Genomic DNA, 12,218 nt, shown 5'->3' with positions numbered 1-12,218 from the left:
TCCCTATTATAATCCATGTTACCTTATCGTATCTAACAACTCAAAAGCTTCTTCTTTGCTATTAGCACTTCATAGCTGCTCTCTAAATTCTTCATCCGTCATTACGAGATAGCAGAATTTTTATAATAAATGATATTATCTGTCCATTCTCCAAACTCAAAAATAAAACCTTTTCTTATTACTTCAAACTCCATCCCAACACTCTCTGCTAATTTAATGGATGCAGAATTATCTACATTGATATGAGCTTCTATACGGTGAAATTTCAATTGGTTAAATGCGATATATAATACTTCTTTTACAGCCTCTTTACCGTAACCCTTTCTCCAATATTGGTTATGAATGGAGTACCCTATCCTACCCCAACAAAAATTATCTCTTGCTAATGTTGATAAATCTACCGTACCTAAATGTATGCCATCTGACTTTCTAAACACACCAAACACGTAAGCAATATCTCTCACCGCTAACTCTTGATGCTTATACACTAAATTCTCAAACCACTCCGCTGTACATTCACTCATATCTAATTGACCTTGGTCGTGGCGGTATTTGGATGGATATCGATTTTTGAATTCATTTAACCAATTTTCATAATCTGCCTCTTGTAGTGGTCTTATTATCAATCGTTTCGTCTCAGAAACTAAATCAAATTTTTCCTCTTTCCCTTTCAATGCAACATCTCCTCATATTATCCTTTTGACTGAATACAAAACCAATACCGTGATTTATTTTATTCGCCATAAGACATCACACCTTTCGTTTATCATTTATAAACTTATTTTTTACGGGAAGGAATATACTTCTGCAGTACAACTATCAATGAAAGACTCAGCTACTCTTTAAATTTTTCAACTCTTACTAATTCATTAGGAGTGCTAACAATCCTGTTCAAACGTATATTTACTTTTTTACAGCGTGTATAAAATGAATGGTTTCAAAAGCAGATAAATAATCTTTTCTGTTTTTGAAAAACGTCTCATTGATTAATGCTGGAGATAAATGTTCATAAATTAGCAAACCCGATTTCTCTAGCATACTTTCCATTTCATTATAAGTAAAACTTGATTTCATTGGCTCCCCACTTGCTGAGGCCATTTTCACCATATTTTTAACTCTATTAAATCGTCCATCTTCTTTAAATAGATTTTCGTCAGCGTAGTCAAAAACTATTGAACTACCTGACGGAATCATATCAAATAAGTTTTTAATCAGCCTTTCGTTTTCCTCTTTAGTTAAATAATAGGACACTCCTAAAAAACAACAGAATGTTCTTTTATTCTCAAAGCCTTTATTTCGTAATTTTTGTTTACCAAAACCAGTCGTAAAATCCATGGGAACAAAGTGGAGGTTTTCTGGGAAGTTAAGTTTAGCATCCATTATCTTTTTCTTTTTAAATTCTTGTGTTTCCGGATGATCAATTTCAAATATATTTAATTGGGCTTTCAACTCTGGGTATCGAAATGCAAAAGTATCTAGTCCAGCACCGAGTATAACATATTGTTCTACTCCTAAATTAACTTCATTTAGTAACACCTTTTCGCAATAAGCTGATCGTGCTAATGGTGTCGGTGAAAGTTGAACTTGTGTAATCCATTTCAAAATTTCTTCTTCTTTACCCTTATATCTCTCTCCAATTTCTTTGTTTAAAAACTCTATGCCTTCAATCATATTTTTACTTATAGCAGAAAATTCTTCTTTTGAAATTAAATCTTTTGCGATAAAATCATCAAAAATTTTAGGTGTGTCGTATTTGCTATGATATGCCCTACCAAAAGCAGATACCAAGGAAGTTAAACTGGATTCGTCCTGTTTCATATCGTTTTCCTCCTAAAAAAATAAGATTCTCCTGGCCAGGAGAATCTTATTATACACAACAAAAATTCAATTGTAAATTATAGCATAAAATGATTTTTTTGTCAAATATCTACTCTTTTCTATTTTCTGAAGATATAGAAGAAGGCTTTTACAAATGTATATTATAGAATTGATTTGACTTGATCTATTTTACACCTACATGATGGACGTTAGTTGAATACATCAAGCTCATTTCGTTCACAGTTTTGTATAAAATAGAGTGGATTAAAAGTCTTGTAGGAGTTTATTCATTTAAAGCTCTCATTAGCAATTTAGAGGCTTTACATTTTATTCGATAAAATAATCCAATTTGTCCAAATAGTAACAATTATTACCGAGATTATAATCCTTATGAGTTCTAATGTTGTTATCATTAGTAGATTGAATTGAATCAGTACCATTAATACAATCAAAATAGCCAACACTATAAATATAGATTGATACATACCTTTTTGTCTAATTGCATCAACTCGTTCATCCTTTTGGTTAAATTGCGGATAAAGATGATCAAATGCAAATGCCATATAAGCAAGAGATGACCAATTTAAGAGTTCATATCATTTTATAACCTCCTAAAATCTAGCACTTATTTATAATCCTCTCTCTCTAAAATAAAAATACTTTCTACATTTGTTTGAAACATCTCAGCAATAATCATCGCCAACGGAAGTGATGGATTGTATCTACCTTTTTCAATCGAAATAATTGTCCGCCTTGAAACACCTAATTTCTAGGCTAATTTATTCTGTGATAAACCATACTTCTTTCTATGTTCACTTAATCTATTTTTCAAGTTCATCACCACCCCCTATTCTATTACATTATATTGTAAAGTTTACTTTAGTCACGCTTCCTTTACATCGTATTTAGATAATTCATTTATAGAAGTCCCTTCTTTTTAAACAAAAAACCGCACCAAAAATGATGCAGTAATCGATAAATAAGTAGAATCTGTTTTCACTATCCTTGCCCGTTATATAAGAATTGGCGAGATATTCATATTATTAACCATTAGTAAACAATACATTTACTCACCAATTAAAGATCATTATTAAAATTATGGAAATAAGAAAAACTACAAAGAAGAATGGAAGGTAATATGACTTTTCCTTTTGTGTTTTATGCCTTCTTTCATAACTCTTCCAACCAATAAATAAACCAAAAAACATTCCTATGATACCAAAACGCAAGATGGGTACAATGTAGTCAATGACAGGCTTATAGGTAATTTCATAAGCTTCATTTCCTTGAGGAATAACCTCTTTGTAATCGACAAGCAAAATAGAGATAGCCAACCCAAACAATAATCCATATATTCCAAACTTTCTTAATCTACTCTCCATTAAAATATTCCCCCTTTTAGAAAAACGATAAATACCGTTCAGTCCCGCTAGTTGAACAAGTTTTATTATCATTTTCTAATAAATATCTTGATGCATATTTACGTGATACTCTGGCAACTCATTAAATATATATCACAGTAAAAAAAGACACCAGCAATATGCTGATGTCTGCGTTCGTTATATTTAAAATTAACGTTTTGAGAAATATACAGATAAATTATAAGTGTATTGAATCCATCATAATCCATTTATATCAACGTTTTGGGAAATGTTATATGGATAAAAATGTATGAATAGGGATTAAAAATGACATTACTTGAACCAATTTGAACCAAAACACTTAGATGCTAGTTGAATACACAAAAATCGAATCGATGTTCAGCTTACTACCTATTCCATTGGCTTTACTTTACTTTCAATGAATTGAATCTCTTTCTCACTCAAATTATACTTTTTATATAGCTGTTTATCAATTTGAGATATTGATTTTGACCAATCAATATCTGATTGATTGGTAAAATCTTGCACAGGAACTTTCGACCACTTATCTCGCGTATTAGCTTGAGTTATTTTTAACACACCTAACATTGCTCTTGCAAATTTACTTTTAATATATTTTAAAGCTGCTTCTGCTTCATATTTAGTTGAAAATCCACCAATTGAAAGAAATGTTTCTGTAGCACCAACATTTGATTCTAAAACTAATGGCGAGCTTATCACTTCACCAAATGTTCCATTTCCATTGGCTTGGGGTATAATCACTTTATACTCTTCAAAACTGCTTGGGGCATTCAAATACTTTTTATCCATCCAATAGTATGTTCGCTTACTATTTTCAAGACCTAAAATTTTTACATACTCCCCTTCGTGTTTAGGTTTATCTTTGTAAAAAATAATATCTTTTAAAAGCCTAAATGCTCCTGAACCAATATCATTCTTATGTCCCTTTGACTGAATATCTTCAATTTCAGGATAATCCACATGAGCCGCTTTTGCTAATTTATAAACTCCTCGTCCAGAAATGAGACTATCAAAAGTTTCAGAAGTATTAGGTGTTACTTTATTTAGAATTGAATTTAATTCCTCATAAACTGTAAAAGTTCCGATCGCTCCAAAGACTTTTTCTTTGTCTCTATACGTTATAGCAATTCCGCCTTTTATATCAGTATTTGGAAATACCTTAGAGCTATCATCGTAATAATTAACAACTCTGAGGTGTTCATCCGATAACATTTTCTTATTCCATGATTTCGGTGTGCTTCCTGCATTAAACAAAAATCGAGCAGGGTGAATCATTATTACTTTATCGGCCAGTTTATAAGACTCTTCCAAAAAATCATGATAAATTGGTGGGGCATAAGTTTTATTGTCACCTATTGTTTCATCTTGGTAAGGTGGGTTACCTATAATTACATCAAATTTCAAATTATCATCTCCAAATGCCTTATAAATATCTGTACTTAATTTTCCCTTACTAGTTAAATTCATTGTATCAATTTCTATTAAATTTTTTGTTGAAACATCTACTACATCACTATAAATGAAATTCTTAGCAATATTATATATAATGTTACTTGGTGCACAAGCGTATACTTGATTCTCTAATATCCATTTAATACGTTCTTGTTGATCCGGAATTTGTTCTTTCAACCCATCGTTTAGTTTCTTGACTATCTCCGTAATAAATAACCCACTTTTTACGTATAAATCAGCAAATTTCTTTGTTTTATCAGAAAAAATTCCTGGATTTTCTTTTTCTAATATATTGACCATTTCTTTTACTACTTTTTTTGGTGTAAAGATTTGATTCGTTTTTTGTGGAGGAATATAATCAAAAATATCCTCTTCTAAACTATCATCAAAATAATTGGCTAAACGCTTTTTAGTATCTAAAAACTCTCGTATACTGGCATTAAAAACTACCTCATTGAATAAACCATGAATGACTTTTCTATTGCCATTATCGTCCTCATATTCAAAACCATCGCGAAGCTTCTTGAACTCTTCAATTGTGATACTCGTAATATCTTCAAAGGTCGCTTCATCAATATTCTCTTCAAAGTTTTCTAATCTAGTCTGGTCATCCCCGTATGCCATTAGGAATGCAGGTATTGTACGTGCAAATCCTCGTAAATGATCTCGAACATCATCTTCTGTTGTTTTCTTTTTCTTTTCTTCTACTTTTTCTATTTGTTCTTCGACAACAGTGTTGATTGTGTTTTCTACTTCTTTATTAATATCATCGGCAAAAGACTCTTCTATCTTTTGTTTTTCTTCTTCATATTGCTGAGTCGCTGCTATTAATTCTGTTTCATCATTTTTCTTTTCTGCTTCTTGCTTTTTCTTTGCATATTCTTCCTCTATTTCTTTAACTTGATTGCTTAGTGTTAAACTTTTCTCAGTTATAATATCCTCAATTGAATTATTTACTGACTCTTTTAGCTTATCGGTTTGTCCTTTGTTCAGTTTGAAGGAATCCTTTAAGTTATTAAAGCCATCTGAAAATGATGCTGTTATATCTTTCGCAAGTTTTTTAATGGATTCTTTTTGTTTTTCCTCAGCTTCTTCGAAGGATGATACAACTTCATCAACCACTTCAATTGATGAATAAATTTTTTCTCCAAAAAGTTCTTTTGATTTACCTAACACTACTTCTTTTGGTATCTCTACTTCCCCTTCATCATTTAAATGCGGATCAGTAATAGAAACCTCACGAGGTTTTTCTAATCTTTTATTTTTCTCAGGTGGTATTTTATCTAGAATTTCTTTAAATGGTGAATCACCTGAAAAAATACCGGATATATTAGCGAACAGTAAGTTACTCATAAAACCTCTTTTAACTACTTCTCGTGAAGTAATTCGTGTAGGTATCGTCAGTACTTCGTTTGCATCTATTTCATGCATTGTACCATCTTCATCTTCAGCAATTACTGGAAAGAAGTTTAATAACTTCTTTATTTTGCGCTTTCTTTCTTCGCTTGTTTTTGAACTACCACTAGATAGATTGTTAGCAAAATCATCATAAAGCATTAATGTTCGATCTGGTGAAAAATCAAAGATATACGCATTTTCTTTCCTAAAAAGTTTACCACCTTCTTCATATTCATAAGGATTTTGTGACCTAAATGCAGCTTGAAAGTATAAACTAGGTGATTCAATATTATTTAGCATAAATACAGCTGTCCATTCTGGAATCGTCACACCAGTTGTCAGTTGCCCTACAGAAAGCGTTATCGTCTTATCATTTTGCTCAATTGCATTTCTAACTTTATCAAAGCTTTTTGTATTTTCTTTTAAATCAAGTGCTTCCGATTCTACGCCGTCATGTAAACTAACACCATCTCCTGCTGCAAGTACTACTTTATAGTCTTTGAATATTGGATGAGAGTTTAATAATTTTTCTAGTGCTTTAGCGGAATTCACCCTTGGAAGTAGCCAAAATGTATGGTTTAGTTCATTACGATGTTGGTTTTTAGAAAATGGAAACTTCCCCGAGGATAGATTATCTAAAAAACGAACAACGCTTTCCTCGTATTCAAATCGACCATTTTCTTTAACTCTAAAAAATTCATTTAAATCAAATGCATAATCAACGTTATTTTCTTCCTCTAATGTTAACCCTGCCGATACTTCATCTTCTACCATTTTACTCATTTGATACGTAAACAAATTTAATGTAGGTAGGCTTTCATAAGGATTGCTACCAATCGTTAAATCCCAATTTTCTTTAGCTTCTTGTTCATCTACATATGACCAATTAAATATTTGTTCTTCAGAAAAATCACCTTTAGCTAAGGCTTTAAACGGTGTACCTGATAAATGTAGAGTAAAGTCTCTTTTTAATTGGCTAAATGCTATATCAGTTCTTCTAGTATCTATCCCTTCATGAGCTTCATCAATTACGAGCAAGTCCCACTTTAATCCTGCTACCCATTCTAATTTCTTATACATACCTCCTGCAAACTCTGCACCCTTTAAATCTTGCAATGAAATAAATGCTATTTGCGTAGGATTAGCATGAGAAGTTGTATCAATAAACTCAAGATACTGATCTCTAGTCATCGCTTTTCCATTTAGTGCATCTGTTTCCGATACGAACTTCATTTGTGGCTCTTGCCAGGCAATAAACTTTTGGAAATCATTAAACCATGAGTTAGCAATCGCTGGTCTATTTGTTACAATTAAAACATTCTTTGCATTAAGGTTTCTAATAAAGTCATATGTTGTTAATGTTTTCCCAAAACGTGGTTTTGCATTCCACAAAAACTCTCTGAGTTCCTGCTTACCTTGATAATATTCATACGTTTTTTCTACTGCTTGTTGCTGTTCATTTCTTAATACGTAATCAGAACGTTTATCATCAATTTGTATTTCATCATAATCACGATTTATATACTTATTCGTTAACTCTTCAGCCTTTTCCAGCGTTCCATTAAAATAAAACCACTCATCAGCACGACTATTAAAATTCTGTTTCTCTATTCCATTTAGAATAAGAAATTTATGTAAATCTTTATCACGAAACCATTTTCCATCAGATTTACGAGCTAGTTTTTCAAACAATATTTTAGGATTTAAACCAGCTGTACCTACTTGTTCAAAAATTCTCGTAACAGCGTCACGTGTCGTATCACCTATCTTCACATAACCATCGTGGTTTGGAACCTCAGGTAAGGTATAACCATACACTTTATATTTAATTTCCTGAAAAGGCTTAATTACTGTCTTATCCATTGGCTTCCTCCATCTCCTCTTTATAAACATCGATTATTTTGACAGGTATATACCGCATTTCTTTTTGAACTTCACTTATCTCTTCAGATTCATCTTCCAAAAAGTCAAACAAATCTAGTTGTACTGGCTCTTGTATTAATCTGTTAATCGCTCGACCATTTTCTTTTTTTACACTTCCGTATATTTCATCCAATGTATATTCAGTTCTTTGAATCTTTATATTTTTAGTTGTTTTCCTCAGATTAATAGGTTGCCATTCGCTGAATACTAAAGGACTTCCATCTCTCGATTTTCTCGTTAAAAAATTACCATTATCAACATTTAATGAAATGATTTTCTTTGCACTATCTAATACTTTTTCCTTTAATTCTCCATTATGATGTTCAACTTGTTCTTTGTATTTATCATAATATTGTTGAAACATGTTCATCACACATGTTTGGGCATTATCTTCTAATAATTCAATTCCGTACAGTGTTGTTAGAGCTAGCAAAGAATAATTTTCATATTGTGTTAAATCTCTATTGTATTTCTCAGATACCATGTTTAACTTTCGCTCTAGTATTGCAACTAAAAAAGCACCTTCACCAGCAGCCGGCTCTAAAAACGTTGCTGTTAAATTTTCACAAGCGTCTTTTACCTCCGGTATATCCAGCATTTTATTTACTATTCTTTTAGGGGTAAATACTTCCCCATGTTTTTGAACACGAAGCTTAGATTTAATAATTTCCTCTTTCAAACATAGTACCTCCTTTCGTGTCAGTACTTTCGATTATCTATTCATTTCTATCTAGTTCTATTCTATCATAAAGTACTTTGCTAAATTCGTTTGATACAATTGTACTTAAAAAAACTTGAAGAAAAAAAGGGAGTTGTTTCTCCCTTTTAAATATAACCTCTTTCTTTCAGGCTAGTAAAACTGTTATCACTATTTACCACTAGGTGATCTAGTACTTCAATGCCTAGTAACTTTCCGGCTTCGACTAATCTCTTTGTAACGTTAATATCTTCCTTCGATGGTGTTGGATCATATCAATAGTAATGTGTTAAAAACGTAAGAAAATCATACCTCTCACTTTAACTACATGTGTTTAACGCATTCAAATCAAAAAAATAAGGCAGGTGTTGCTTTAAAATAAAGTTTGACCATTTCTTATTACAATAAAGCCTTATAATAAATATACGAAATTTTGCTGATACAATCCAAGGAGTTTTTATTGATAGTAGTTAGCTATCTTGATAATATAAAGCTGTTACTTAATAATAAAAAAGGGTGAACAATTATGTTTTACGCACCTTTATTCGAAAATGATGTACCAGTAGTACTCTCCCGTTCTTAATGGAGAGATAGCTACTTCTCTCCGTTAGGGCATATAAAGCCTAAATTAAAACGGAGGGTATAAAAATGAAAAATACACTTATTGGTTCTTTATATTTAATATTAGCTTCGAGTATCTGGGGAGGTATGTATGTTGTCGTTAAAATAGTAGTGGCAGTCATACCACCTTTAGAACTTGTATGGATACGTTATTTAATAGCACTAGTTGCATTAGTCATAATTGGGCTGGTGACTAGACAAAATTGGAGAATTAAAAGGCGTCACTTAGGCATTATAATTGCTATTGCAATTATAGGGTACGTCATTTCCATTGTTACGCAAGAAACAGGTACAATGCTTTCTACTGCACAAATGGGTGCTATTATAACATCTACAACGCCAGCCTTTATGGTTTTGTTTGCTAGTTTAATCCTTAAAGAACGTTTAACTTTAAAGAAGGCTATTTCAGTTAGTTTAGCCACTATTGGTGTAATTACCATCGTTGGAATTGATGATATTGATATGTCCAGCATGCTTGGTGGAATATCACTTATTATAGCAGCTTTAACATGGGCATTAATGTCTGTACTCATTAAACGTATACCTAGCGATTATTCGCAAATTGTCATTACGACCTATGCTACTTTAATCGCTTTTGTCGTTTTAACTCCTTTTGTAATACCGAAATTATCGCAAATTGACAGTAACGATTTAACGAATCCAACCATTTGGGGAGGATTAATTTATTTGGGCGTAATATCGACATCTATTGCATTTCTATTATGGAATCGTGGATTACAAATGCTAAGTGCCTCCAGTGGGGGAGTTTTCTTTTTCTTTCAACCCATTGTTGGAACATTATTAGGGTGGTTAATACTAGGTGAAACGATTAGTATTACCTTTTGGATAGGTTCTATTTTAATTCTCTTAGGGGTCTTACTAGTTATTAAAGATAGACAAGAAGAACAAAAACACTCTAACCTTTCTTTATCTCAATAAATAATGCGAAAACAAATTTTAGGAGGCATTACTATGGCAACTTTCGACGATTTTCAAAAATTAGATATGCGTGTTGGAGAAATTACAAGAGCAGAAGCTTTTTCTAAAGCCAAAAAACCAGCCTATAAATTATGGGTGGACTTTGGAGAAGAGATAGGAATTAAACAAAGTAGTGCTCAAATAACAGATTGTTATGATTTAAATGAACTAGTTGGTAAACAAGTATTAGGAGTAGTCAACTTTCCTCCGATAAGAGTTGCTGATTTTAGTTCAGAGGTTTTAGTTATGGGTGTTTATTCAGAGCAAGGTGTTGTTCTCATAGAACCTCAACAAAAGGTTAAAAAAGGTGACCGTTTAGGATAAATTTAAGTCTGAATGTTAATTTCAAGAACACAAATGACATAGTTCATTTGTGTTCTTTTTTTGATCTATTAACATGTGTTTTTTACTTTCTATTGAATTTAGTTACAAATCTTAAGAGCCACAATTCCGCTAAAACAACTTGCCATGTAATTTTTGAACTTGATCTTTTAGTTGTTTGTTCTCTTCTTCTAATGTCTTTATACGGTTTTTTAAGGTCTTTATTAGTACATCCTCTGAATGAGGGCTTTTACTAGGTTTACGGGGGGTTAACTCGCTTATCTGCATCCCTCTTAATGTCTCCACCCTAGTTCTAATATCTTTTTGTTTGTAAAGCCATGACTTTGAGACATTTGCTTTTTGTGCTATGGAATTAAAATTGATCTTCTCTTTTTTCAATGCCATTTCTGAAATTGTCTTTTCAACCCTAATTCTTGTTTTCTCAGACTTCTCTTTTGAAAGTTGAATTATAGCAGTTGTGTTACTCTTTCTAGTCATACTAATTCGTCTCCTTTAACGAATGAAATTCCTATAGAGCACAGGTTTCTTTGTACAGACATGGAAAGCATAGAAAACTAACTAAAACATTTCCGACTAAGAAAGAAGCTAAACTTTGGGCTTTAGAAATGGAATTAGCTAAAGGGGAAGGTAAAGAGCTCGCACATAGAACTACAACTTTTGCAGATTTCTTTGAGAATTGGATTTATCTAGTAAAGAGGAATGATGTTAAGGAAACAACATTTCAAAATTACGTTCGAACATTGGGGGTTATTAGAAACTTACTTCAAGATATCCAATTAAAAGATTTAAATGATATTGTTGTTCAGAAGAAGATTGATGAGTACGCCAAGACACATTCTCGAAAGACAACACATGAGGTACTTCTTAAAATAAAAACATCTTTACGTGATGCATATGCTCGTGGCTATATTGCAAATGATTTTGCTCGTTTAGTAAAAACACGTGGAGAGAATCCACCTAAACGGAATAAAGCATTATCTATCACCGATTTTAGAAAGCTTCGTAATTACGTTATACAGCATCCAGAGGACGAGTTTAACTTGCTTGTATTACTTGCATTAGAAACAGGCATGCGGCGTGGAGAACTACTAGCGATTAGACCAGAGAGCCTTTATGAATATGGTATCAAAGTTAGACATTCGATTAGTCCTACTTCTGGCGATACTTCATTAAAGACACAAAATGCAAAACGTGATGTTTCTATTAACAAAGAAGTATATGAACTCATTCGTAAAATTCCTGTTAAAGAGAATGGTTATATTTTTAGCTTTGGCGGTTTTAAACAGTCGGGACAATTAGCGGAGTTATTGAAGAAATTAGATATTAAAAAGACAACGTTTCACGGTTTAAGAGACACTCATGCATCATTTCTATTTTCTCAAGATATAGATATTGCATATGTATCCAAACGATTAGGTCACATTAATATTCAAACCACACAGAATTATTATCTGGAATTAATGCCAGAAAAAAAGCACCAGCAAGATGCCGATGCTTTAAATCTGTTAAGTGCTTTATAAGGTTCAAGTTAATTTGAACCAACTTGAACCAAAAAAGCTCTGTAAACATTGATATATCAATGTTTC

10 protein-coding genes and 2 pseudogenes are annotated in these 12,218 nt (G+C 32.1%); 3 read left to right on the top strand and 9 right to left on the bottom strand.

Features of this window, described 5'->3' with window-relative positions:
* Positions 1 to 101 precede the first annotated feature (101 nt).
* The 8 genes and pseudogenes from GGQ92_RS08615 to GGQ92_RS08580 form a co-directional block, all read right to left on the bottom strand.
* Positions 102 to 674 (bottom strand): GNAT family N-acetyltransferase, encoded by a 573-nt coding sequence (locus tag GGQ92_RS08615; protein WP_184247185.1) that lies wholly within the window; start codon positions 672 to 674, stop codon positions 102 to 104.
* Positions 675 to 903: 229 nt separating this feature from the next.
* Entirely contained in the window at positions 904 to 1,818 is a 915-nt protein-coding gene (locus GGQ92_RS08610; protein ID WP_184247182.1) for a class I SAM-dependent methyltransferase, read from the bottom strand.
* A 320-nt stretch (positions 1,819 to 2,138) separates the two neighbouring features.
* Complete coding sequence (locus GGQ92_RS08605) at positions 2,139 to 2,381, bottom strand: hypothetical protein (protein WP_184247179.1); 243 nt, start codon at positions 2,379 to 2,381, stop codon at positions 2,139 to 2,141.
* A 62-nt stretch (positions 2,382 to 2,443) separates the two neighbouring features.
* Positions 2,444 to 2,650, bottom strand: a pseudogene (locus GGQ92_RS08600) (helix-turn-helix transcriptional regulator).
* Positions 2,651 to 2,888: 238 nt separating this feature from the next.
* Positions 2,889 to 3,200, bottom strand: a complete 312-nt coding sequence (locus tag GGQ92_RS08595; RefSeq protein ID WP_184247176.1) for a hypothetical protein — start codon at positions 3,198 to 3,200, stop codon at positions 2,889 to 2,891.
* A 390-nt stretch (positions 3,201 to 3,590) separates the two neighbouring features.
* Positions 3,591 to 7,934: an Eco57I restriction-modification methylase domain-containing protein gene (locus tag GGQ92_RS08590; protein WP_184247173.1), complete on the bottom strand. Its 4,344-nt coding sequence runs from the start codon at positions 7,932 to 7,934 to the stop codon at positions 3,591 to 3,593.
* Positions 7,927 to 8,673, bottom strand: coding sequence for an N-6 DNA methylase (locus tag GGQ92_RS08585; protein WP_184247170.1), 747 nt, complete (start codon positions 8,671 to 8,673; stop codon positions 7,927 to 7,929). Before GGQ92_RS08585 ends, GGQ92_RS08590 begins: the two co-directional genes overlap by 8 nt.
* 146 nt (positions 8,674 to 8,819) lie before the next feature.
* Positions 8,820 to 8,963 (bottom strand): annotated as a pseudogene (locus tag GGQ92_RS08580) (JAB domain-containing protein); the annotation flags it as partial.
* A gap of 376 nt (positions 8,964 to 9,339) precedes the next feature.
* Here GGQ92_RS08580 and GGQ92_RS08575 point away from each other — a divergent pair.
* Positions 9,340 to 10,251 (top strand): DMT family transporter, encoded by a 912-nt coding sequence (locus tag GGQ92_RS08575; RefSeq protein WP_184247167.1) that lies wholly within the window; start codon positions 9,340 to 9,342, stop codon positions 10,249 to 10,251.
* A 33-nt stretch (positions 10,252 to 10,284) separates the two neighbouring features.
* The gene (locus GGQ92_RS08570) at positions 10,285 to 10,614 is read left to right on the top strand and encodes a tRNA-binding protein (RefSeq protein WP_184247164.1); all 330 of its coding nucleotides are present in this window, start codon (positions 10,285 to 10,287) and stop codon (positions 10,612 to 10,614) included.
* Positions 10,615 to 10,743: 129 nt separating this feature from the next.
* On the opposite strand, the gene GGQ92_RS08565 is transcribed toward GGQ92_RS08570, so the two are convergent.
* On the bottom strand, positions 10,744 to 11,109 hold the full coding sequence (locus GGQ92_RS08565; RefSeq protein WP_184247161.1) for a DUF6262 family protein: 366 nt from the start codon (positions 11,107 to 11,109) through the stop codon (positions 10,744 to 10,746).
* 128 nt (positions 11,110 to 11,237) lie between these two features.
* Between GGQ92_RS08565 and GGQ92_RS08560 the strand changes: the two genes are divergently transcribed.
* Positions 11,238 to 12,152: a tyrosine-type recombinase/integrase gene (locus tag GGQ92_RS08560; protein WP_246384263.1), complete on the top strand. Its 915-nt coding sequence runs from the start codon at positions 11,238 to 11,240 to the stop codon at positions 12,150 to 12,152.
* Positions 12,153 to 12,218: the final 66 nt, after the last annotated feature.

Origin of the sequence: Gracilibacillus halotolerans (assembly GCF_014206945.1) — a bacterium.
Taxonomy (GTDB): domain Bacteria; phylum Bacillota; class Bacilli; order Bacillales; family Amphibacillaceae; genus Gracilibacillus; species Gracilibacillus halotolerans.
The sequence above is the reverse complement of the archived record's forward strand: the minus strand, read 5'-3'. Positions and strand labels throughout refer to the sequence as shown.